At 70.6% G+C, this 21,285-nt stretch carries 25 protein-coding genes and 3 pseudogenes; 8 read left to right on the top strand and 20 right to left on the bottom strand.

What is annotated here, in order from left to right:
- The first annotated feature begins 10 nt into the window (after positions 1 to 10).
- A complete protein-coding gene (locus NLX83_RS17420; RefSeq protein WP_254235895.1) occupies positions 11 to 739 on the top strand; it encodes a peptidase E in 729 nt (242 codons plus the stop codon).
- Here the strand turns inward: NLX83_RS17420 and NLX83_RS17415 are convergent.
- From NLX83_RS17415 to NLX83_RS17400, 4 genes are read right to left on the bottom strand one after another with little or no spacing between them, the layout of a single operon-like run.
- A complete protein-coding gene (locus tag NLX83_RS17415; protein ID WP_254235894.1) occupies positions 736 to 1,335 on the bottom strand; it encodes a GNAT family N-acetyltransferase in 600 nt (199 codons plus the stop codon). The two genes, NLX83_RS17420 and NLX83_RS17415, sit on opposite strands and share 4 nt — an antisense overlap.
- The gene (gene recO / locus NLX83_RS17410) at positions 1,332 to 2,069 is read right to left on the bottom strand and encodes a DNA repair protein RecO (RefSeq protein WP_254235893.1); all 738 of its coding nucleotides are present in this window, start codon (positions 2,067 to 2,069) and stop codon (positions 1,332 to 1,334) included. Before recO ends, NLX83_RS17415 begins: the two co-directional genes overlap by 4 nt.
- A 37-nt stretch (positions 2,070 to 2,106) precedes the next feature.
- Positions 2,107 to 3,024, bottom strand: coding sequence for a GTPase Era (gene era / locus NLX83_RS17405; protein ID WP_254235892.1), 918 nt, complete (start codon positions 3,022 to 3,024; stop codon positions 2,107 to 2,109).
- Between the two features lie 14 nt (positions 3,025 to 3,038).
- Positions 3,039 to 3,368 (bottom strand): (2Fe-2S) ferredoxin domain-containing protein, encoded by a 330-nt coding sequence (locus NLX83_RS17400; RefSeq protein ID WP_254235891.1) that lies wholly within the window; start codon positions 3,366 to 3,368, stop codon positions 3,039 to 3,041.
- 75 nt (positions 3,369 to 3,443) lie between these two features.
- On the opposite strand from NLX83_RS17400, the gene NLX83_RS17395 reads away from it, so the two are divergent.
- From NLX83_RS17395 to NLX83_RS17380, 4 genes are read left to right on the top strand one after another with little or no spacing between them, the layout of a single operon-like run.
- Positions 3,444 to 4,256, top strand: coding sequence for an isoprenyl transferase (locus NLX83_RS17395; RefSeq protein WP_254235890.1), 813 nt, complete (start codon positions 3,444 to 3,446; stop codon positions 4,254 to 4,256).
- Positions 4,253 to 4,684 carry a hypothetical protein gene (locus NLX83_RS17390; protein WP_254235889.1) on the top strand — a complete coding sequence of 144 codons (432 nt, stop codon included), beginning with the start codon at positions 4,253 to 4,255 and terminating at the stop codon, positions 4,682 to 4,684. Before NLX83_RS17395 ends, NLX83_RS17390 begins: the two co-directional genes overlap by 4 nt.
- 49 nt (positions 4,685 to 4,733) lie before the next feature.
- Positions 4,734 to 5,753 (top strand): permease, encoded by a 1,020-nt coding sequence (locus tag NLX83_RS17385; RefSeq protein ID WP_254235888.1) that lies wholly within the window; start codon positions 4,734 to 4,736, stop codon positions 5,751 to 5,753.
- Complete coding sequence (locus NLX83_RS17380) at positions 5,750 to 6,496, top strand: TIGR03943 family putative permease subunit (RefSeq protein ID WP_254235887.1); 747 nt, start codon at positions 5,750 to 5,752, stop codon at positions 6,494 to 6,496. Before NLX83_RS17385 ends, NLX83_RS17380 begins: the two co-directional genes overlap by 4 nt.
- 89 nt (positions 6,497 to 6,585) lie before the next feature.
- Here NLX83_RS17380 and NLX83_RS17375 read toward each other — a convergent pair whose 3' ends face one another.
- From NLX83_RS17375 to NLX83_RS17365, 3 genes are all read right to left on the bottom strand, one after another.
- Positions 6,586 to 7,005 carry a Fur family transcriptional regulator gene (locus tag NLX83_RS17375; RefSeq protein WP_254235886.1) on the bottom strand — a complete coding sequence of 140 codons (420 nt, stop codon included), beginning with the start codon at positions 7,003 to 7,005 and terminating at the stop codon, positions 6,586 to 6,588.
- The gene (locus NLX83_RS17370; RefSeq protein ID WP_254235885.1) at positions 7,002 to 7,427 is read right to left on the bottom strand and encodes an ArsR/SmtB family transcription factor; all 426 of its coding nucleotides are present in this window, start codon (positions 7,425 to 7,427) and stop codon (positions 7,002 to 7,004) included. The genes NLX83_RS17375 and NLX83_RS17370 overlap by 4 nt, the downstream gene beginning before the upstream one ends.
- 194 nt (positions 7,428 to 7,621) lie before the next feature.
- Positions 7,622 to 7,897, bottom strand: coding sequence for a hypothetical protein (locus NLX83_RS17365; protein WP_254235884.1), 276 nt, complete (start codon positions 7,895 to 7,897; stop codon positions 7,622 to 7,624).
- Between the two features lie 91 nt (positions 7,898 to 7,988).
- Here NLX83_RS17365 and NLX83_RS17360 point away from each other — a divergent pair, with 91 nt between their 5' ends.
- Entirely contained in the window at positions 7,989 to 8,372 is a 384-nt protein-coding gene (locus NLX83_RS17360) for an antibiotic biosynthesis monooxygenase (RefSeq protein ID WP_254235883.1), read from the top strand.
- Positions 8,373 to 8,457: 85 nt separating this feature from the next.
- Here the strand turns inward: NLX83_RS17360 and NLX83_RS17355 are convergent, their stop codons facing one another.
- The gene (locus NLX83_RS17355; protein ID WP_254235882.1) at positions 8,458 to 8,793 is read right to left on the bottom strand and encodes a solute carrier organic anion transporter; all 336 of its coding nucleotides are present in this window, start codon (positions 8,791 to 8,793) and stop codon (positions 8,458 to 8,460) included.
- A gap of 250 nt (positions 8,794 to 9,043) precedes the next feature.
- Between NLX83_RS17355 and NLX83_RS17350 the strand changes: the two genes are divergently transcribed.
- A complete protein-coding gene (locus NLX83_RS17350; protein WP_254235881.1) occupies positions 9,044 to 10,429 on the top strand; it encodes a glycine--tRNA ligase in 1,386 nt (461 codons plus the stop codon).
- A 71-nt stretch (positions 10,430 to 10,500) separates the two neighbouring features.
- Here NLX83_RS17350 and NLX83_RS17345 read toward each other — a convergent pair whose 3' ends face one another.
- Positions 10,501 to 11,409 (bottom strand): hypothetical protein, encoded by a 909-nt coding sequence (locus NLX83_RS17345; protein WP_254235880.1) that lies wholly within the window; start codon positions 11,407 to 11,409, stop codon positions 10,501 to 10,503.
- A gap of 234 nt (positions 11,410 to 11,643) precedes the next feature.
- Between NLX83_RS17345 and NLX83_RS17340 the strand changes: the two genes are divergently transcribed.
- The gene (locus NLX83_RS17340) at positions 11,644 to 11,904 is read left to right on the top strand and encodes a hypothetical protein (RefSeq protein WP_254235879.1); all 261 of its coding nucleotides are present in this window, start codon (positions 11,644 to 11,646) and stop codon (positions 11,902 to 11,904) included.
- On the opposite strand, the gene NLX83_RS17335 is transcribed toward NLX83_RS17340, so the two are convergent.
- The 11 genes and pseudogenes from NLX83_RS17335 to hemW all read right to left on the bottom strand — a co-directional run bounded on the left by NLX83_RS17335 (position 11,839) and on the right by hemW (position 21,269).
- A complete protein-coding gene (locus NLX83_RS17335) occupies positions 11,839 to 12,183 on the bottom strand; it encodes a cytidine deaminase (RefSeq protein WP_254235878.1) in 345 nt (114 codons plus the stop codon). The genes NLX83_RS17340 and NLX83_RS17335 overlap by 66 nt on opposite strands.
- A complete protein-coding gene (locus tag NLX83_RS17330) occupies positions 12,176 to 13,507 on the bottom strand; it encodes a hemolysin family protein (protein ID WP_254235877.1) in 1,332 nt (443 codons plus the stop codon). Before NLX83_RS17330 ends, NLX83_RS17335 begins: the two co-directional genes overlap by 8 nt.
- 4 nt (positions 13,508 to 13,511) lie before the next feature.
- Complete coding sequence (ybeY, locus tag NLX83_RS17325) at positions 13,512 to 14,057, bottom strand: rRNA maturation RNase YbeY (protein WP_254235876.1); 546 nt, start codon at positions 14,055 to 14,057, stop codon at positions 13,512 to 13,514.
- Positions 14,054 to 14,389 (bottom strand): annotated as a pseudogene (locus NLX83_RS17320) (PhoH family protein); the annotation flags it as partial. The pseudogene NLX83_RS17320 and the gene ybeY, both read right to left, overlap by 4 nt.
- Before the next feature lie 279 nt (positions 14,390 to 14,668).
- A pseudogene (locus NLX83_RS17315) lies at positions 14,669 to 15,019 on the bottom strand (LAGLIDADG family homing endonuclease); the annotation flags it as partial.
- A gap of 447 nt (positions 15,020 to 15,466) precedes the next feature.
- A pseudogene (locus NLX83_RS17310) lies at positions 15,467 to 16,207 on the bottom strand (PhoH family protein); the annotation flags it as partial.
- Between the two features lie 82 nt (positions 16,208 to 16,289).
- A complete protein-coding gene (locus tag NLX83_RS17305; RefSeq protein WP_254235875.1) occupies positions 16,290 to 16,652 on the bottom strand; it encodes a histidine triad nucleotide-binding protein in 363 nt (120 codons plus the stop codon).
- Between the two features lie 332 nt (positions 16,653 to 16,984).
- Positions 16,985 to 17,734 carry a 16S rRNA (uracil(1498)-N(3))-methyltransferase gene (locus NLX83_RS17300; RefSeq protein WP_374118746.1) on the bottom strand — a complete coding sequence of 250 codons (750 nt, stop codon included), beginning with the start codon at positions 17,732 to 17,734 and terminating at the stop codon, positions 16,985 to 16,987.
- Positions 17,731 to 18,891, bottom strand: coding sequence for a molecular chaperone DnaJ (gene dnaJ / locus NLX83_RS17295; protein WP_254235874.1), 1,161 nt, complete (start codon positions 18,889 to 18,891; stop codon positions 17,731 to 17,733). The genes NLX83_RS17300 and dnaJ overlap by 4 nt, the downstream gene beginning before the upstream one ends.
- A 67-nt stretch (positions 18,892 to 18,958) precedes the next feature.
- The gene (gene hrcA, locus NLX83_RS17290) at positions 18,959 to 19,981 is read right to left on the bottom strand and encodes a heat-inducible transcriptional repressor HrcA (RefSeq protein ID WP_254235873.1); all 1,023 of its coding nucleotides are present in this window, start codon (positions 19,979 to 19,981) and stop codon (positions 18,959 to 18,961) included.
- A 76-nt stretch (positions 19,982 to 20,057) separates the two neighbouring features.
- Complete coding sequence (gene hemW / locus NLX83_RS17285) at positions 20,058 to 21,269, bottom strand: radical SAM family heme chaperone HemW (protein ID WP_254235872.1); 1,212 nt, start codon at positions 21,267 to 21,269, stop codon at positions 20,058 to 20,060.
- Positions 21,270 to 21,285: the final 16 nt, after the last annotated feature.

Raw genomic sequence — 21,285 nt, 5'->3', positions numbered from 1 at the left:
GGATCGGTCCATGCCCGCTGAACAGCCGACGATCCTCGCCACCTCGGGTGGTTACCTCGCAGGTCATCGCACCCGCATCGAGCTCGCGCCGCTGGTGCACCACGCCGTGGAACTGGCCGGGGTGAGCGGGCGCGCGCCGCGGATCTGCCAGATCGGCACCGCCTCGGGTGACCAGCGCACGTGGAACGCCGACTTCTCCGAGGCCGCAGACCTCGCGGGCTATCGGGCCAGCCACCTCAACCTGTTCCCGATGCCGCCGACCGGCGACCTGCGCGAGTTCGTGCTCGGCTGCGACGTGGTGTGGGTGCACGGCGGTTCGGTGGCCAACCTGCTCGCGCTGTGGCGGCTGCACGGCGTGGACGAGGTGCTGCGCGAGGCGTGGCAGCGCGGAGTCGTGCTGGCCGGTGTGTCGGCGGGTTCGATCTGCTGGCACCAGGGCGGGCCGACCGACTCCTTCGGCCCGGAGCTGCGTTTGGTCAACAACGGCCTGGGTTTCCTGCCGTTCCACAACGGGGTCCACTACGACTCCGAGAAGCGGCGGCGGCCACTGGTGCACGCGGGCGTCGCGTCCGGGGAGCTGGGCCTGACCTACTGCACCGACGATGGCGCGGGCCTGCTCTACCGGGGCACGGAACTCGTGGAAGCGTTGGCGGAGCGCAAGAACTCCGGTGCCTACGTCGTCGAGCGCGACGCGGACGGCAAGGTCAGCGAGACCGCGCTGGACGTGCGGCGGCTCTAGTCCAGCCGCATGCCGAAGGCCGCTATGCCCGGCACCGACGTGGTCAGCTCGGTGAAGCCGACCGTGCGGTAGAACGCGACCGCACCCGGGTTGTTCCGGCCGACCAATAGGTGCACACCCGGGGAACCCTTGGCGCGCAAGGCTTCGAAGAGCACGGCCAGCAGCTCGCGGCCGCGTCCGGCTCCCCTCGCCCGCGCCAGCAGGTCGATGTGCAGGTGCGAGGGGTAGTCGGAGAAGTCCGTCGCGGCCGGGGACGACGGGTTGTGCAGGAACTCGCGCAGCCACGCGTCCGCCTCGGGTTCGGCGGAGACCGAGGGCGGCGGGTGGCTCTCGATGAACCTCGGCGACCACTCGGCGCGCCAACGGTTCTCGAAGGCCGTCGTGTCCAACGCCGCGATCACGTAGCCCGCGACACCTTCCCCATCCTCGTAGACGAAGGCCAACTCGGGTTCGAAGGTGACGTAGGGATCGGCGAAGCAGTGGCCGACGATGTCCGGGTCCGGCAGCCCCGTCATCGGCACCCCCGCGTTCGCGGTGGCCAGGCAGATGAGGTGCACGGCGTCGAAATCGCTTGGGCGGTAAGGACGAATGGTCATACCCGCTGCCGTTCGACCAGGGGGAGCGACCGCAACTGCCGTTCCAGGTGCCACTGGAGGTGTGCGGCGATCAGGCCGCTGCTCTCCCGGCGGATCGTGTTGGGCATGCTCTCCGCGACCGGCCAGTCGCCGTGCTGGAGCGCGTCGAGCATCCGGAAGGTGTCCGGGACGGGCTTGGCCGCGCCCGCGGGACGGCAACCGCCGCAGACCGCGCCGCCGACCGGCACGCTGAACGACCGGTGCGGGCCGGGCGTACCGCAGCGCGCGCACTCGGAGACAGCAGGCGCCCAACCCGCGAAAGCCATGGCGCGCAACAGGAAAGCGTCCAGTACGAGGGCGGCGTCGCGCTCCCGTCCGGCCAGCGCCCGCAGCGCGCCGACGACGAGCAGGTACAGCCGGAGCGCAGGTTCACCCTCCTCGGCGCTGAGCCGGTCCGCGGTCTCCAGCACCGCGCAGGCGGCCGTGTAGCGCGGGTAGTCGCCGACGATCCCGGGCCCGAAGGCGTCCACCGTCTCCACCTGAGTGACGACGTCGAGGGTCCGCCCCGTGTAGAACTGCACGTCGACGTGGCAGAACGGCTCCAGCCGCGCGCCGAACCGGGAGCTGGTGCGGCGCACGCCTTTGGCGGCGGCGCGCACCTTGCCGTGCTGGCGGGACAGCAGCGTGATGATGCGGTCGGCCTCACCCAGCTTCTGCACCCGCAGCACCACACCGGTGTCGCGATACAGGCTCACCACCGGATTCTCCCACCTACCCCCGACAAAAGCGCCGTCAGAAACCGAGGCGGCGCAGCTGCTTGGGATCGCGCTGCCAGTCCTTGGCCACTCGCACCCGCAGGTCAAGGTAGACCTTGGTGCCGAGCAGCTTCTCGATCTGCTTGCGGGAGACCATGCCGACCTGCTTCAGGCGCTCGCCGCCGCGGCCGATCACGATGGCCTTCTGGCTCTGCCGCTCCACGTGCAGCGCGGCGTGGATCTCCAGCATGTCGTCACGGCCCTCGCGCGGCAGCATCTCCTCGACGGTGACCGCGATCGAGTGCGGCAGCTCGTCGCGGACCCCGTCCAGCGCGGCCTCGCGGATCAGCTCGGCGATCAGCGTCTGCTCCGGCTCGTCGGTCAGCTCCCCGGCCGGGTAGAGCTGCGGCCCCGTGGGCAGCCGCTTGACCAGCAGGTCCGCCAGCAGCCCGACCTGGTAGCCGTCCACCGCCGAGACCGGGATCAGCTCGGCGAACTCCATCACCTGCTGCAGGGCGAGCAGCTGCTCGGCGACCTGCTTCGGCGGGACCAGGTCGGTCTTGGTGACGATGCCGATCACCGGGGTCTTCTTGGCGATCTTGGCGAGCTCGCTCGCGATGAACTTGTCGCCGGGGCCGACCTTCTGGTCGGCGGGCACGCACAGGCCGATCACGTCCACCTCCGACCAGGTCTCCATGACCAGGTCGTTGAGCCGCTGCCCGAGCAGGGTGCGCGGCCGGTGCAGGCCGGGGGTGTCGACGATGATCAGCTGCGCGTCCTCGCGGTGCACGATGCCGCGGATGGTGTGCCGGGTGGTCTGCGGCTTGTCCGAGGTGATCGCGACCTTGGAGCCGACCAGCGCGTTGGTCAGGGTCGACTTGCCCGCGTTGGGGCGGCCGACGAAGCAGGCGAACCCGGACCGGTGTGCGTCTTTGGGGCTGGTCACGCCCGTCATTCTCGCAGCCGTCCTCAGGACCGCACGGGCGGGGAGATCCGGTGCAGCTCAAGGGTGTCCGGAACGGGCCCGCCGCCCTTGATCCACTCGTGCAGGTCGTCGAGCACTCCGTCGCCCTTCACGAAACCGAACCACTCGGGCCTGCCGCCCCGGCGGTGCACCACGACGACGTTCGCGTGCTCGCACACGTCGAGGCAGTCCGAGACGGTGACGGCGGCCCCGGTCGCCTCGGCTATCTCGCGCAGCCGGGCGAGCTGCGCGTCGTGGTCGACGCCGGGGTGCTTGGTCGCGTTGCCGCAACAGCAGTCCCGGCACACGGTGAGCCGAACGGCCGGAGAGATCACGAGAGGCCACGCTATCCCGCGCTCGGGCACTGCGTAGGATCGACGGCTGAACTCGCAGGGAAAGAAGGCGAACCCATGCTGCGACGGCGTTCCGGCCGCACGCGGACCGACATCCAGGCTCCCGAGGCACACCCCTCCGGCGCGACGTTCCCCACCGTGCTCGCCGATTTCGTGCCCAAGCACATCGCGCTGGTGATGGACGGCAACGGCCGGTGGGCCAAGGAGCGCGGGCTGCCCAGGATCGAGGGTCACAAGCGCGGTGAGGCCGTGCTGATCGAACTCGTCAACGGCGCGGTGAACGCCGGGGTGAAGTGGCTCTCGGCGTACGCCTTCTCCACCGAGAACTGGAAGCGCAGCCCGGACGAGGTCCGGTTCCTGATGGGCTTCAACCGCGACACCATCCACCGCCAGGTGGACTACATGGACTCCATCGGCGTCCGCGTGCGCTGGGCCGGGCGGCGGCCGAAGCTGTGGCGCAGCGTGATCAAGGAGCTGGAGGCCGCCGAGGAGCAGACCAAGGACAACGACGTGCTGACGCTCACCATGTGCGTCAACTACGGCGGGCGCGCGGAGATCGCCGACGCGGCGCGGGAGATCGGCCGCAGGGTGGCCTCCGGGGAGATCAACCCGGAGAAGATCACCGAGAAGCTGCTTGCGCGCTACCTCGACGAGCCGGACATGCCCGACGTCGACCTGTTCCTGCGCACCTCGGGCGAACAGCGGACCTCGAACTTCCTGCTCTGGCAGTCCGCGTACGCCGAGCTGGTCTTCCTGGACAAGCTGTTCCCGGACATGGACCGCCGCGACCTGTGGCACGCCTGCGAGATCTTCGCCAAGCGGGACCGCCGCTACGGTGGCGCCGTGCCGAACCAGGTGAGCGCGAAGTGACCGAGGCGGCGAACACGGCGGCGCTGCTGAGCCACGCGCGCGGCGCCCTGGAGACCTACCACGAGGTCCGCGTCGACGACGGGGGCGCGCTGTTCTTCGAGCACTCCGGCATCCCGTGGCTGGTCCAGGCCGCCCAGCTGGCCGAGGGCCTGGTCGTGCTCAGCCTGATGTGCGTCGTCGCGGTCAACCTCCCCGACGACGCCGAACTGGCGCTCTCGGCGATCGACCGCGCCTCGGAGCTGCCCTTCGGCGGCACCCCGGTGCTCTCGCGCAACGACGGCAAGATGGACCTGACGCTGCGCTACGAGTTCCCGGCGGAGGGGCTGAGCAGGGACGCGCTCGGCACCCTGTTCGGGATCATGATCGGCAACAGCTCGAAGCTGCGGGACTCGCTCTCCGCGCCGAAGGGACCCCGGCACCGCGCATAACCGGCGGTCGTTGGTAACGGTTATCGGATCGGCCTGGCACCATGTCCGGGTGACCACGACCACCGAGGCCGAGCCGGAGGCTCCCGAGGAACGCCGCCGCTGGGTTCCGTCATCGCTGGAAGTGCTGTGCCTGGTGCTGGTGCTGGCGCTGCTCTTCCGGACCCCGTTGACCCAGTTCTTCAACGTGCCCGAGCTGCGCACCGGCTCGACGATCTTCGTCGCCGTGTGCGTGCAGGCGCTGCCGTTCCTGGTGTTCGGTGTCCTGCTCAGCGGCCTCATCGCGGCGTACGTGCCGATGAGCGCGCTGCGCAAGGCGCTGCCGGGCAACTCCGCGCTGGCCGTTCCGGTCGCCGGGGTCGCGGGCATGGCGCTGCCCGGCTGCGAGTGCGCGTCCGTGCCGGTGAGCCGCAGGCTGATGCAGCAGGGCGTCGCTCCGGCCGCCGCGCTGACCTTCCTGCTGGCCGCGCCCGCGGTCAACCCGATCGTGCTGGTCTCCACGGCCGTCGCGTTCCCCGGCGAGCCGCTGATGGTCCTCGCCCGCTTCCTCGGCTCGTTCCTGACCGCAGTGGTCATGGGCTGGCTGTGGCTGCGGCTGGGCAAGGCGGAGTGGATCGCCGAGCGCGCGCTGCGCAGGCCCGAGCCGAAGGCGGGCGACTCGAAGTTCACGATCTTCGCCGAGACCGCGCGGCACGACCTGGTCGAGGCGGGCGGGTTCCTGGTGCTCGGCGGGGTCACCTCAGCGGCGCTGCACGTGCTCGTCCCCGGGTCGTGGATGACCTCGCTCGGCGGTCAGGTCGTGCTCGGCGTGATCGTGATGGCGCTGCTCGCGGTCATCCTGGCGCTGTGCAGCGAGGCCGACGCGTTCGTGGTGGCGTCCCTGTCGATGCTGCCGCTGCTGCCCAGGCTGGTGTTCCTCGTGGTGGGTCCGGCGGTGGACGTGAAGCTGATCGCGATGCAGGCGGGGGCGTTCGGCCGCCCGTTCGCGGCGCGCTTCGCCCCGCTGACGTTCGTGGTGGCGATCCTGTGCGCGGTCGGCGCGGGCCTGGTGGTCTTCGGAGGGGTTCGATGAGGCGTGAAACGCAGAACATCCTGCTCGTGCTGCTCGGCGGGGCACTGCTCAAGATCGGGTTCACCGGCGCGTACCTGAACTACGTCAAGCCCTCGTTCCAGTGGATGGTGCTCGCGACCGGTGCCGTCATGGTGCTGCTCGCGCTCTTCGCGATCGTCCGCGACCTGAAGAAGCACGTCCGCGGCTCAGCCTCCGACGGGCACTCGCACGACTCCGGTTCTCATGATGACGGGCACGCGCACGGCCGCAGCAGCTGGATGCTGATGCTCCCGGTGCTGGCGATCTTCCTGATCGCCCCGCCCGCGCTCGGCTCGGACTCGGTCACCCGCAACGACGGCCGCTCGGTCGCGCAGAGCGAGCGCAAGACCGGCGGCGCCAAGTTCGACCCGCTGCCGCCCGGCGACGTCGTGCCGATCACGATGACCGACTTCGTCACCCGCTCCGCGTGGGACGACGCCAACACCCTCAACGACCGCACGGTCCGGATGAGCGGCTTCATCGTGCGGGACAAGAACTCCACGTTGATGGCGCGCCTGGTGATGGGGTGCTGCGCCGCCGACGCCACCCCGGTGCGGGTGCGCCTGGACGGCGAGCCGAGCGCGTCCGGCTACGCCGTGGACAGCTGGGTCGAGGTGACCGGCCGCATCCAGCCCGGCACCGCGACGGAGGCGAACTCCTACACCCCGTCGCTGACCGTGGCGAGCATCAAACAGATCCCCATCCCCGAGATGCCCTACGAGTAACCCCACCGCTTTCCCGTTTCGTACTCTTAGCAGGAAAAAGAGCGCTCCCAAATCCCGTTATGAGTACGAAACGGGATACCCCCGGGGGGTTAGGAGCGGGTGCAGTCGGCGCAGGTGCCGAAGATCTCGATGGTGTGGCTGACCTCGGAGAAGCCGTGCTCGGCGGCGATCTTCTCGGCCCACCGCTCCACGGCCGGGCCCTCCACCTCGACGGTGCGTTGACAGGTGCGGCACACCAGGTGGTGATGGTGGTGCGCCGAACAGCGCCGGTACATCGCCTCGCCGGAGCCGGTGCGCAGCACGTCGATCTCGCTGGCGTCGGCCAGGCTCTGCAGGGTCCGGTACACGGTGGTCAGGCCGATGCCCTCACCGCGGCGCCGGAGCTCCTCGTGGATCTCCTGGGCGGAACGGAACTCGTCGAGCTGGTCGAGCAGCTTCGACACCGCCGCCCGCTGCTTGGTGGCCCGCAGTCCGGGCACCGCCGGAGTCGGCCGTTCGCTGATGGTCACGCTTCCTCCACGTGCGCGACGGCGTCGATCACGATGTGCGCCAGGTGCTCGTCGGCGAGCCGGTACACGACCTCGCGGCCGTGCCGTTCACCGTGCACCACACCGGCCGACTTCAGCACGCGCAGATGCTGGCTGATCAGGGGCTGGGTCACGCCGAGCGCGTCGACGAGCTCGTGCACGCACCGCTCGGACTCGCGCAGCTGCAACACGATGGCGATCCGCACCGGCGCCGCGAGGGCTCGCAGCAGGTCACCCGCGGCGACCAGCGATTTCGTATCGCGGCGCGGTGCGGGCGGTGGTGGCGTGCGGTCGTGCGAGTGCACGTGCTCGCCCGCGGGAGCGGCCTCGACCGGCGCGAGAACGGGACCGTCCGCAACGCCGTGCGGTGCCGGCGACGTGGAGTCCTGACTCACGGCGGACATGGCTCCTCTCCATCAACGCTCGATCCCGCGAGCGGATCTCGCTGGCAGTGCTCGATCCCGCAAGCGGATCTTCGGCAGTGACCGACCGAATACCGGAAGGCACCCGGGAGCGCAAGGCTACCCGTCATTCTAGGAGACGACGGTAATCGTGTTCGCCCGCGCCGAGCCCGGCACCGGATCAGCCCAACTCCGGATCAGCCCAGCACCGAGAAGGTCACGGCGACCATCGCGGCGAACACCACGAACCGCATCAGCCGGTCGACCGGGGACAGCACCCGCCACGCGGCGACGAGCAACCCCAGCACGCCCAGCGTCAGCAGGCCCAGCAGCACCGCGCCGACCACACCCTTGATCAGCACACCGGCCACGAACAGCACCAGCACTCCGAAGAACGCCGCCGCCGGTGGCACCCGGGAGAGCGGCCCGCTGCCCGGCAGCAGCTGAGCGCGCGGTGACCTGCGCTGGTTCATGGCGCCTCCTCATCCCTTCAGGGCGACATCACAGCCATCATCCACCGCCCCGTGGGACCGGGACGCGCGGCCATCCTGCCAGGATGGGCGGGTGCTGCTGGTATGCCGCTTCGCCGTGACCGAAGCCGAGGCCGGGACGTTCACCGCGCGCGCCCGGCGCGCCCTCGAACTGCTCACCGCCCAACCCCGCTGTCGCTCCGGGCACCTCGCCAGGGCGACCGACGAGGCGGACCGCTGGGTGCTCGTGGTGGAGTTCGAGTCGGTGGTGGCCTACCGCCGCGCCCTCTCCCCCTTCGAAGTCCGGGAGCACGTGATCCCCCTGCTCTCCGAGGCCCTGCCCGACGAGCCCGCGGCCTACGAGGTCCTCGCCGAGGCCACCGGCGGCGCCGTCACCGACCACCCGAGCCTGCTCGCCGAGGACGCCGGAACCGTCCGCCTCGGCGAGGCCGCCCAACCCCGCTCCACCCCCCGCTGACCCGTTTCGTACTCATAGCGGGAAAAAGAGCGCTCCCAAATCCCGTTATGAGTACGAAACGGGGTTGGGGGCTGGGAGGTGAGGGTTAGGCGGCGTGGTTGCAGGTGGGGCAGGTGCAGCTGGCGCACGTGCAGTTCTGGCACGAGTCGGAGCAGCCCGAGCACTGGCAGGTGGCGTGGTTGCACGTCGGGCATGAGCAGTCGGCACAGGAGCAGACCGCGCAGTTGTCCGAGCAGCCGGAGCACGTGCAGGTGTCGCACTCGTCGTAGTGAACCCCCTCTTCGGTGCGGTGTTCGCGGTGCACGTGGCCGTCGTGCAGGTAGTCCACGTGGTCGCCGTGCAGGACTGCGTCGTGGCCGCAGCCGGGGCCGTGCGTGTGCTGGTGGGTCTCCGCGGGGCGGTGGTCGAGTGCCGCGCTCATGTTCGCTCCTCTGGTGCCGGCCACCGGGGCGATGACCGTGAGGAGACAAATACTCATATGCGCACGATTGCATGTCTAATCGAAAACCGGTCTCGGCCCGACCGGGTGAAGTTCGGTGTCGGCGGAACGATTCCGGGTAGTGATTCGCGGCCCCCGGGCGTGCGCGAATCCCGTTTCGGGGCCGGTGAACTGGGCCGCTACGCTTGCGAACTCCTGAAGTAGTGCTCGTACAAACCCGCCTGGAGCGTTCGTGCCCGCCGATCAGATCGAGACCGTCGTCAGCCTCTGCAAGCGCCGTGGCTTCGTCTACCCCTGCGGCGAGATCTACGGCGGGACGAGGTCCGCGTGGGACTACGGTCCGCTCGGCGTCGAGCTGAAGGACAACATCAAGCGCCAGTGGTGGAAGTTCATGGTGCAGAGCCGGGAGGACGTCGTCGGCATCGACTCCTCGGTGATCCTGCCCCGGGAGGTCTGGGAGGCGTCGGGCCACGTCGCCGAGTTCGTCGACCCGCTGGTGGAGTGCCAGTCCTGCCACCGCCGCCACCGCGCCGACCAGCTCGCCGAGGAGTACTCCGAGCGCACCGGCAAGGAGCTGATCGAGGGCGACCTCTCCGACGTGCCGTGCCCGAACTGCGGCAACCGCGGCCAGTTCACCGAGCCGAAGATGTTCAACGGCCTGCTGCGGACCCACCTCGGCCCGGTGGAGACCGAGGAGGGCATGCACTACCTGCGGCCCGAGACCGCCCAGGGCATCTTCATCAACTTCCTCAATGTGCAGACGACCGCCCGACGCAAGCCGCCGTTCGGCATCGGCCAGATCGGCAAGTCCTTCCGCAACGAGATCACCCCGGGCAACTTCATCTTCCGGACCCGCGAGTTCGAGCAGATGGAGATGGAGTTCTTCGTCGAGCCCGGTACCGACGAGGAGTGGCACCAGTACTGGATCGACGAGCGCACCCGCTGGTACACCGAGCTCGGCATCGCCCAGGAGAACCTGCGGCACTACGAGCACCCCAAGGAGAAGCTCTCCCACTACTCCAAGCGCACCGTCGACCTGGAGTACCGCTTCCGCTTCGCCGGGCAGGAGTGGGGCGAGCTGGAGGGCGTCGCCAACCGCACGGACTTCGACCTCACCACGCACTCCAACCACTCCGGCGTCGACCTGATGTACTTCGACCAGGCCACGAACTCGCGGTACCGGCCGTTCGTGATCGAGCCCGCCGCGGGTGTCGGCAGGCCGATGATGGCGTTCCTGCTGGAGGCCTACACCGAGGACGAGGCGCCCAACGCCAAGGGCGGGGTGGACAAGCGCGTGGTGCTGCGCCTTGACCGCCGCCTCGCGCCGGTGAAGGCCGCGGTGCTGCCGCTCTCGCGCAACTCCGACCTCTCGCCCAAGGCCCGCGACCTGGCCGCGCAGCTGCGCAAGCACTGGAACGTGGACTTCGACGACGCGGGCGCCATCGGCAGGCGTTACCGCCGCCAGGACGAGATCGGCACGCCGTTCTGCGTGACCGTGGACTTCGACACCCTCTCCGACCACGCGGTCACCGTGCGGGAGCGGGACTCCATGACCCAGGAGCGGGTGGCCATGGACCAGCTGGAGTCCTACCTGGCCGGGCAGCTGCTCGGCTGCTGACCGGAGTTTCCGGGGCGGGGTGGCCTTCACGGTGTCGGGGGCATCGGTGAAGGCCACCCTCTCTACGCCCGTCACGCCGCGACCACCCGGGGGCGTGGTCTGCGAGCCGCTCGGGCGTAGGCCCTTCGGAGCTCCCCGGCGACGTCCGCCGCGTCGCCGAGGAGGTGGTTTCTTGCCGTGCGCACGACGATCACCCCGGTGCTGGTGAGCTCGGTCCCGGCGAGGCTGTTCTCCACGATCCGCCACGCCATCGCCACCTCGTCCCACCACGCGTCCGCCCAACCGATCACGTCGCCGTCGGCGCCGCGGACCCGCACGTTCCACCTCGGCTTCGGCACGCCGGACAGCTGCACCACCCGGCGCGGGGAGAACTCCACCGCGCGCGGATCGGACAGCTCGGCCAGCAACCGCTTCGGATAGGCCGAACCCCGCGCGCTGCCCAGCGACAGCTCGCAGAGCAGCTCGGCCGGGTCGAGGTGGTAGCGGTACACCGTTTCCCGCAGCAGCGCGCGCATCGTCATCGGATGTCGCATCCCGCGCAGGGTGTCCAGCAGTGCCCTGTTCACCGGAGCGGTCAGGAATCCCTTGCGCAGCACCGGTTTCGGCATGCGCCGCGTGCGCTCCACGAACAGCGTCCGGCAGCTGCGCAGCTGACGCCCGTGCGGCACCAGCAGGTGGACCTGGCCGCCCGCCTCCGTGATGCGCGCGCCGTGCAGCCGGAGCGCGTCGTGGCCGCTGACCATCGCCTCCGGGCCCGCGAAGCACAGCGCGCCCTGGACGAGCTGCGTCCGCGTCGGCGGTTCCGGGCCGAGCAGGAGCACCCCGGGGAACAGGGACCGCCACGGGCCGCCGGGCTGGCAGCGGCGGTAGGCGGACGGGGAGCTGATCCCCAGGCCGACCAGGGCGGTGATCCTGGCGACCCGGTGCGGGAAGACGGTGGCGAGGCCATCGAGGTCGATGACCGTGCGGCTGGTGGGCATGGATCGAGGATGCGGTGGCGGGCGGGCGGCTGGTGGGCGTTGCCCGGGATCTGTGGACAACGGGGTCCGATGTGGACAACTCGCCGGTGGTGCGGGTAGCGAGGGTGGCTTTCGCACGGTCGCCCGTCGCGTGGGCCGGGGCCTCGCGGCGGGTCACCCAGAATGCGGTCGCCCGATCGGCGGGCGCTCACATGGAGTGCTCGACCTTGACCGCTGCGTGACTAAGGTCACTACATGCTCTGGTCCGAGCTCGCGCGCGATGGCACCGGGATCGCGCTGTTCCTCGTGTGGCTGTTGCTGCCACCCGCGTACATGGTGCTGATCGGCTTCCACTTCCAGCGCCGCTGGCGCCGGGAACGGCGGCTGCTGCTGGACTACGTCGACGAGGCGCTCGCCGAACGCGTCATCCCGCAGCAGCTCACCCCGGAGTCAGCGGAGAACTTCCAGCACCGCGCCGGCGGCGTCGGCACGCAGCACGGTGGCGGTGTTCGTTAGATCCCGCACCGCGGCAAGGGAATCGGCGTCGACCGCGTCGGCGCCGGTGACGACCGCGGCCGCCTCCAGCCCCTCGGCCCCGCTGGCCACCGCCGCCGCCACCGCGGCCTGCACCGCGGTCAGCCGCAGCGAGGGCAGCGCGACGGTGCACGCCGAGTAGGTCCGGCCGTCCGTGTCGCGGACCGCCGCGCCCTCGGCCGCTCCCGTGCGGGCCCGCGCGGACCTGGCCAGCGTGACGATCTTGGCGTCCTCGGGGTCCAGCTCCCGCTGCTCAGCCATGGCCGTCGCCTCCCTCCCGCTCCTCGCCGCGATCGGCGGAGCGCCCGTTGCCGTTGTTCGCCCTGTGCACCAGGACGGTGGTGATGCGCATCCGCCCGCGGTGGTCCTTGCCGCCCTCGGCGCGCAGCCGCAGGCCCTCGATCTCCGCCTCGGCGCCCGGCAGCGGGACCCGGCCGAGGCGCTGCGCCATCAGGCCACCGACGGTCTCCACCTCCGAGTCGTCCAGCTCCACGTCGAAGAGCTCGCCGAGGTCCTCGACCGGCAGCCGCGAGGAGACCCGCACCGCCCCGTCGGCCAGCTCCTCCACCGGCGGCCGCTCGTCGGCGTCGTGCTCGTCGGTGATCTCGCCGACGATCTCCTCGATGATGTCCTCGATGGTCAGCAGCCCCGCGGTGCCGCCGTACTCGTCGACCAGGATCGCCATGTGCCTGCGGGAGAGCTGCATCTCCTTGAGCAGCTCGTCCAGCCGCTTGGAGTCCGGGACGAACTCGGCGGGTCCCATCAGCTCGTCCACCGTGGTGCGGCAGGCGGTCTCGTAGTCCACTGTGGACGCTCGCGCCAGGTCCTTGATGTTCACGACGCCGACCACGTCGTCGACGGACTCGTCGATGACCGGGATGCGCGAGAACCCCGTGCGCAGGCTGAGCGCGAGCGCCTGGCGCACCGTCTTCGCGCGCTCGATCCACACGAGTTCGGTGCGCGGCACCATGACCTCGCGCGCGATCGTGTCGCTGAGCTCGAACACCGAGTGGATCATCTCGCGCTCGTCGTCGTCCACGACCCCGCGTTCCTGGGCCATGTCGACGAGCTCGCGCAGCTCCACCTCGGAGGAGAACGGCCCCTCACGGAAGCCCTTGCCCGGTGTGATCGCGTTACCGACGAGGATCAGCAAGCGGCTCAACGGTCCCAGCACGATGCCGAGCACGCGCACCGGCGCCGCGACGACCATGCCCACCGCGTAGGGGTGCTGACGGCCGATGGTGCGCGGCCCGACGCCGACAAGCACGTAGGACACCACGAGCATGCTGACGCCCGCGGTGAGCAACGCGACCCAGTCCGGGTCGATGTGCCGCAGGCAGACCATGGTCACGAGCACCGTCGCGGACAGCTCACAAGCCAGGCGCAGCAACAACAACAGGTTGATGTGCCGTGGTCTGTCCACAATGGCCAGTGACAGTTGGCGCGCACCGAGACGACCCTGGCGCACCAACGCGTCCACGCGCGCCCGGGACACCGTTCCGAAGGCGGCGTCCGCGGCACCGAACGCCCCGGCGGCGAGCACGAGCAGCACCGCCAACACGATCAGCGCGGTGGAGCTGGTCATGGGTTCAGCCGCCGGTCTGGTCCTCGTCGAGGCCGACCGCGCCGAGCACCCGGTCGTCGGCGCTGCGCTGGGCGGCGCGGCGCTGCTCCTCGGCCCGCTGCCCGCGGAAGTCGGCGAGGAGCCTGTTCTGCAGCGAGAACATCTCCTTCTCCTCCTCCGGCTCCGCGTGGTCGTAGCCGAGCAGGTGCAGCACGCCGTGCACGGTGAGCAGGTGCAGCTCGTCGATCAGCGCGTGCCCGGCCTTGCGGGCCTGGTCCTTGGCGAAGGCGGGGCAGAGCACGATGTCGCCGAGCAGCGCGGGACCCACCCCGGCGGCGTCGGGGCGGCGCGCGGAGTCCAGCTCGTCCATCGGGAAGGCCATCACGTCGGTGGGACCGGGCAGGTCCATCCACCGCTCGTGCAGGTCGGACATCACGTCCAGCTCGACCAGCAGCACCGACAGCTCCGCGAGCGGGCTGACGTTCATCCGGTCCAGCGCGAACCGCGCCGCCGCGACGATCGAGGTCTCCTCGACCGCCACTCCGGACTCGTTGGCGATCTCGATGCTCACCGGCGTCCCTTCCGAGCCTTGCCGCCGCGGTCCTGCTGACCGTCGTCCTGGATGACGTTCCACCGCTCGTAGGCGTCCACGATGTCCCCGACGAGCCGGTGCCGGACGACGTCCTGGCTGGTCAGCTGCGAGAAGTGGATATCGTCGACCTTGCCGAGGATCTCCTGCACCACGCGCAGGCCGCTCTTCTGCCCGCCGGGCAGGTCGACCTGGGTGACGTCGCCGGTGACCACGATCTTGGAGCCGAAGCCGAGCCGGGTCAGGAACATCTTCATCTGCTCGGGCGTGGTGTTCTGCGCCTCGTCGAGGATGATGAACGCGTCGTTGAGCGTGTTGTGCGTGAGCAGGAAGTCCTCGGTCACGTACAACGAGTCCGCCGCCCCGACCTGGATGCACACGGCCTCGTCGGTACCCGCGGGCTCGATCCGGTCGATGTAGCGCATCGGGCGCCCGCCACCGCTGCTCTGGTACTTCGCCGCCTTCCGCGCCAACCGGAACGGCTCGACGCCCTCGGGGAGCCGAATCTCGAGAATGTGGGCGTCGTTGCGGTGATGAACGTCGCGCCCCTTGGCAAGCCCCGGCGTCCTCCCCAGCGCAGGACGAGTGCGCTCGTAGACGACACCGCCCAACGAACGAACGAGGAACAGGACGTCCTCTCGAAGGCCGCGCGAGGTGGTCGTGTACTGGATGCGACAGGTACGACCGCTCTGGGTGACCGGGCCGCCGTCGGAGTCCAGCAGCCCTTGGAGAACCGCCAGACGAACGCTCGCGCTGTTGTAGAGGTACGCCTCGGGCACGAACTTGGTGTCCGACCTGGCGCCCCACAGAGCGAGCTGGCGCAGAACCGCCGTCACGGGGTTCTCCACGGTGATCACGTCGCCCGGCGAGGTGACGCGGTTGAGAACGTAGTCGGGTCCACCTCGCGAACGGACCCGAACGCCGGGCAGCGCGGCTTCGAGCATCTCGGCCAGCTCAGAGTCGGCCGTGGCGAAGGAAGGCGTGGTCGAGCCGGTGAGGCACCCGTCGCCCAGCAGCAGTCCCAGGGCATACGGATCCATCGGCACCGGCTCCGGCACGAACTCCACCGGCTTGCTGAGCAACGGCAGTTCGTAGCGGTGGTAGTGCTCGGCGCGCAGTCGGCCGACCATCTCCTTGGTCTCCAGCACCCGAAGCGGCTTGCCCCGGCGCCGGTCGTCACGCGTGGCCACCGCCCACAGGTGGTCCTCCGAGCAGAGGGTCGACGCGCCGTCCTGCGTGCTGACCCGGTAGATGTTCTTGGGCCCCTGGGGGAAGACACCGAGAACCGGCGTCGGGCGGCCGTCCGAGCCGACGACGAGATCGCCGACTTCGAGTTCACCGATGGGCCGGAAACCCCACGGCGTGAGCACCTTGGTGAACACCGGCTGAGCCCGGCCACGCATGTACGCCAGCGGTGCGACCTCGATGGTGCCCGCCGCGGTCAGCCGCGGGATCGACTCCGGGTCGATCATGTCGTGCAGCGCGTCGTAGAGCGGGCGCAGGTACGGGTCGATCTTGTCGTAGAGCGTGCCCGGCAGGAAGCCCAGCCGCTCCCCCGCCTCGACCGCGGGGCGGGTGAGGATGATCCGGGAGACCTGCTTGGCCTGCAACGCCTGCACGGCCTTGGCCATCGCCAGGTAGGTCTTGCCGGTACCGGCCGGGCCGATGCCGAAGACCACGGTGTGCGAGTCGATGGCGTCGACGTAGAGCTTCTGGTTCAGGGTCTTCGGCCGGATGGTGCGGCCGCGCCTGGAGATGATGTTGAGGCCGAGCACCTCGGCTGGCGACTGCTTGCCGCCGGTGGCCAGCATCGCCACGCTGCGCCGGACCGCGTCGGGGCCGACCTGCTGGCCGCCCTTGGCGATGGCGATCAGCTCGGTGAAGACCTTCTCGGCGAAGAGCACGTCCTGGGCGCCGCCGGACAGGGTGATCTCGTTGCCCCGGACGTGCACGTCGGCGGCGAGCAGTTCCTCCGCGAGGCGGAGGTTCTCGTCGCTGGAACCCAGCAGCGCCAGCACGGCGTCGTCGGGGACGGTCAGCTTGGACTGCGTGCCCTCTCGGGTCGCGCCGTCCTGGCCCCCGCCGCTGGGTTCGGTGGAACGGGCTGCCTCGTCCTGTGCGCTACCGGACAAATCCGCTCGGGCCTGCTTCCTGGTGTGTGCGTCTTCTGAACAGGAGGATGCTAGCCGCACCGGCGGAGCCGCCCCCACCGCATTAGCGCAGTTCCCCGCCGACGAGGCCGCCGAGCCACTCCCCGCCGAGCACGTGCAGGTGCGCGTGGAAGACGGTCTGCCCGGCCTGTTCCCCGGTGTTGAACAGCAACCGGTAGCCGGCTTCGGAGATTCCCTCCTGCTCGGCGATGGTCCCGGCGGCCGCGACCAGCTCGGCGGTCACCTCGGGCCGGGCGGCGGCGAGCGCGGCGGCGTGCGGGTAGTGCTCCCTCGGGATCACCAGCACGTGCGTCGGCGCCTGCGGGTTGATGTCCCGGAACGCCAGCACGTTCTCGCTCTCGTGCACGACCTTGGCCGGGATCTCCCCCGCGACGATCCGGCAGAACAGACAGTCCGCAGCACTCATGGCCGAGAGGCTAATGGTGCGGGGTGACGGGATCAGAAGTAGCCCGAAGAGCGCGGAAGGTACGTCGCGGCGGAGCCTGGGGGTTACTCCGCCGCGACGCAGCCGACGCCGGACCGAGGGGGGAGGTGTCCGGCGATCCTTCGGGTGCCCGTCACCCGAGGTCACTCACGGTGGAAACCGCCCGGGGCGGCTCCGCTGCCGTGGCCACCGAGAGTAACGCGAGGCGCGCGGCGTTCGCTACATACTCAGGTAGCTATAGGGGCCGTTCGAGCCCCTAATGCGCCCATTCGGTTATGTATAAGGACTTCGTATCCGATGGCGGCATAGTGCGGTCATGATCGCCATCGCTCCGTGAGCACTCCCAGAGCCCCCAGAGCCACCGCTCCGGCCGTCGACGCGCGGAGCACCGTTGGCCCCAACCGCACCGCGTGCGCGCCCGCTTCGGTGAGCGCGGCGACCTCGTCGTCGGTGATGCCGCCTTCCGGTCCGACCACGATGATCAGGTCGCCTTCGGTGGGCAGCGGGATCTCGGTCAGCGGCACCTCGGCCGACTCGTGCAGGACCAGCGCTCCCGCGCCTGCGCGGACGAGCGCGGCGAGCTGCCTGGTGCTGACCGGCTCGCCCACCTCGGGCAGGCGGGACCTGCGGGCCTGCTTCGCCGCCTCGCGCGCGGTGGAACGCCACTTGGCCAAGGCTTTCGCGCCGCGCGGGCCGTCGTCCCAGCGGGCGATGCAGCGGGAGGCGCGCCACGGCAGGACGGCGTCGACGCCCGCCTCGGTCGCGAGTTCGACTGCGAGCTCACCACGGTCGCCCTTGATCAGTGCCTGCGCCAGGACCACCCGCGGCGCGGGCACCGGCTCCTGCCACGCCCTGCGCACCGACAGCTGGAGAGCGCCGTCGTCGACGTGCTCGATGGAGCAGTCCGCGAGCCCGCCGACGCCGTCGGAGAGCAGCAGCCGCTGGCCGGGGCGGAGCCTGCGCACGGTGGCGGCGTGCCTGCCTTCGGGGCCGTCGAGCACAGCGGTCGGCCCCGGCGGCAGGGTGTCCACCAGGAAGACCGGCAGACCGCTGGTGGAGGTCAACGCCTGCGCAGCCGCGAGAACAGGCCGCCGCCGTTGCCCCGGCCGTTGGTGGCCAGCTCCGGCTGGTCCTCGCCGCGCAGCATGGCCAGCTGCCGCAGCAGGTCGGCCTGCTTGGTGTCGAGCTTGGACGGCACCACGACCTCGACGTGCACGTGCAGGTTGCCGCGGCCGTCGACGCGCCCGGAGGACCGCAGCCGGGGCATGCCGCGCCCGCTGAGCACCAGCTCCGTGTTGGGCTGGGTGCCCGGCTCCAGGGTCAGCTCCTCCTCGCTGTCCAGGGTCTCCAGCGGGATCGAGGTGCCCAGCGCCGCCGCGGTCATCGGGACCCGGATCGTGCAGTGCAGGTTGTGGCCGTCGCGGGTGAAGACCTCGTGCGGCAGCTCCTCGACCTCCACGTAGAGGTCACCGGCGGGTCCGCCGCCGGGGCCGACCTCGCCCTGGCTGGCCAGCCGCACCCGCATGCCGTCGGCCACGCCCGGCGGGATCTTCGCGGTGATGGTGCGCCGCGCGCGGACCCGGCCGTCGCCGCCGCACTGCTGGCACGGGTCGGGGATGACCTCGCCGAAGCCGCGGCAGGCCGGGCAGGGCCGGGCGGTGACGACCTGGCCGAGGAAGGACCGCTGCACGGACTGCACCTCGCCGCGCCCGCCGCAGGTGTCGCAGCCGACCGGGCGGGAGTCGCCCGCGCAGCCGGAACCGGAGCAGGTGGTGCACAGGACCGCGGTCTCCACGCTGATCTCGCGGGTGACGCCGCTGTTGCACTCCTCAAGGGTCAGCTCGGCGCGGATCAGCGCGTCCGAACCGGGCTGGACCCGGCTGCGCGGGCCGCGCCCGCCGCCGCCCCCGCCGCCGAAGAACGCGTCCATGATGTCGCCGAGGCCGAACCCGCCGAACGGGTCGCCACCCATGCCGCCGCCCGCTCCGCGCATGCCGCCGGACGGGTCCAGCGGGTCGGCGCCGAGGTCGACGAGCTTGCGCTTCTCCGGATCGGAGAGCACCTCGTAGATGGCGCTGACCTCGCGGAAGCGCTCCTGGGCCTCCGGGTCAGGGTTGACGTCGGGGTGCAGCTCGCGGGCGAGCTTGCGGTAGGCGCGCTTGAGCTGCTCGGGCGTTGCGTCCCGGCTCACTCCGAGCGTGCCGTAGTAGTCCCTGGCCACTGCGAATCCTCCCGCCGTGGCGCGCGTGCGCGCGTCACGGCCAGTTCGGTCAATCCGGTCCGGCCGGTCAACGACCGGCCAGGATCTCTCCCACGTATGCGGCAACGGCTCGCACCGACGCCATGGTTCCCGCGTAGTCCATCCTCGTCGGCCCGACGACCCCGATACCGCCGAGGATCATGCCGGGCGAGCCGTACCCGATGGACACCACCGAGGTGCTGCGCATCTCCTCGGCCTCGTTCTCCTCGCCGATCCGCACGGTGACGGTCGACGGGTCCCGCGAGGCCGCGAGCAGCTTCAGGACGACGACCTGCTCCTCCAGCGCCTCCATCACCTTCCGCAGGGAACCGGGGAAGTCGGTGACGTTGCGGGTGAGGTTGGCGGTACCGCCCAGCACCAGCCGTTCCTCGGGGTGCTCCACCAGCGACTCGATCAGCACCGTGCAGACCCGCAGCATGGCGTCGCGCAGCTCCGCGGGCGCCTCCTCGGGCAGCTCGGCGACCAGCGCGGACGCCTCGGTGAGCCGGCGGCCGACCAGGGTGGAGTTCAGCACGGTGCGGACCCGGGCGGTCGCGTCCTCGGTGATCACGTCGCCCAGTTCGACCACGCGCTGGTCCACCCGGCCGGTGTCGGTGATCAGCACCAGCATCAGCCGCGCCGGGGTGATCGGGACGACCTCGACGTGCCGCACCGTGGAGCGCGTCAGGGTCGGGTACTGCACGACGGCGACCTGCCTGGTGAGCTGGGCGAGCAGCCGCACGCTGCGGCGCATCACCTCGTCCAGGTCCAGGGTGCCGTCGAGGAAGTGCTGGATCGCCCTGCGCTCGGCCGAGGACAGCGGCTTGACCTCGTGCAGCCGGTCCACGAACAGCCGGTAGCCCTTGTCCGTCGGCACCCGCCCGGCGCTGGTGTGCGGCTGGGCGATGTAGCCCTCCTCCTCCAGCGCGGCCATGTCGTTGCGCACCGTGGCGCTGGACACACCGAGGTTGTGCCGGTCGACGATGGCCTTCGACCCCACCGGTTCGTGTGTGGACACGTAGTCCGCGACGATGGCGCGAAGAACCTGCAGACGTCGCTCGTCCGCGTTCACTGCACGTCACCTCCGAACACGCTGAGCACACACTCGCCCGTGTGAACGCCAATTCTATGCGGTCGCACGAACAGGATCAGGCGAGGAGGCGGTGGACGAGGGCGTCGGCGAGGAGGCGGCCTCGTCGGGTGAGGACGCAGCGGCCTTCCGCGAGCGCCTCGGGGGAGAGGAGTCCGTCGGCGGCGGCACGCGAAGCTTCCGAAGGCGAGGGCAGCGCGGACAGGGGCATGCCCTGGGCGAGGCGGATCTCCAGCAGGACGCGCTCCGACTGCGCCTCGGCGGGCGTCAGGGTCTCCCGGCCCGCCGCCGGTGAAGCCCCTGAAGCCAGGACGGAGGCGTAGCGCGCGGGGTGCTTGACGTTCCACCAGCGGACCCCGCCGACGTGGCTGTGCGCGCCCGGCCCGAAGCCCCACCAGTCGCCACCGAGCCAGTAGCCGAGGTTGTGGCGGCATTCGGCGGCCACGTCACGAGCCCAGTTCGACACCTCGTACCACCGCATGCCCGCGCCGCCGAGCATGTCGTCGATCATCTCGTAGCGGTCGGCGAGGACGTCGTCGTCGGGCGCGGGCAGCTCTCCGCGGGAGATGCGGCGGGCGAGCGCGGTGCCCTCCTCGACGATCAACGCGTAGGCGGACACGTGGTCCACGCCCGCCGACAGCACGGCCTCCAAGGTTGCTTTGAGGTCGGAGTCGGTCTCCCCCGGTGTGCCGTAGATGAGGTCCAGGTTCACGTGCTCGATCCCGGCGGCGCGGGCTTCGCGGGCGGCGGCCACGGCCCGGCCCGCGGTGTGCTTGCGGTCCAAGATCTTCAGCACGTGGCTGGCCGCGGACTGCATGCCGAGCGAGATCCGGTTGTAGCCCGCCTCGCGCAGGCCCGCGAAGAACTCCGGCGAGGTCGACTCCGGGTTGGACTCGGTGGTGACCTCGGCCCCTTCAGCGAGCCCGAACGTGGAGCGGACGCCGTCCAGCACCTCGGAGAGGCCGGAGACACCGAGCAGCGAGGGCGTCCCGCCGCCGATGAACACCGTCTCGACCGGCGGGGCTGAGCCGAGGACCCTCGCTGCGAGGGACAGCTCGTGCTTGAAACCCTCAAGCCAGGACTCGGGCGAGGCCGACGAACCCAGCTCTCCGGGCGTGTAGGTGTTGAAGTCGCAGTAGCCGCAGCGGGCCGCGCAGAACGGCACGTGCACGTACACGCCGAACGGACGGGTACCGAGGCCCTCCAGCGCGGAAGGGGGCAATTCCCCGCTTGACGGGGCCGGATCGCCTTGGGGAAGAGCAGAGGGCATACCCCAGTGTCTCAGT

It is taken from the genome of Allokutzneria sp. A3M-2-11 16, assembly GCF_024213555.1.
Lineage (GTDB): Bacteria > Actinomycetota > Actinomycetes > Mycobacteriales > Pseudonocardiaceae > Allokutzneria.
The sequence above is the reverse complement of the archived record's forward strand: the minus strand, read 5'-3'. Positions and strand labels throughout refer to the sequence as shown.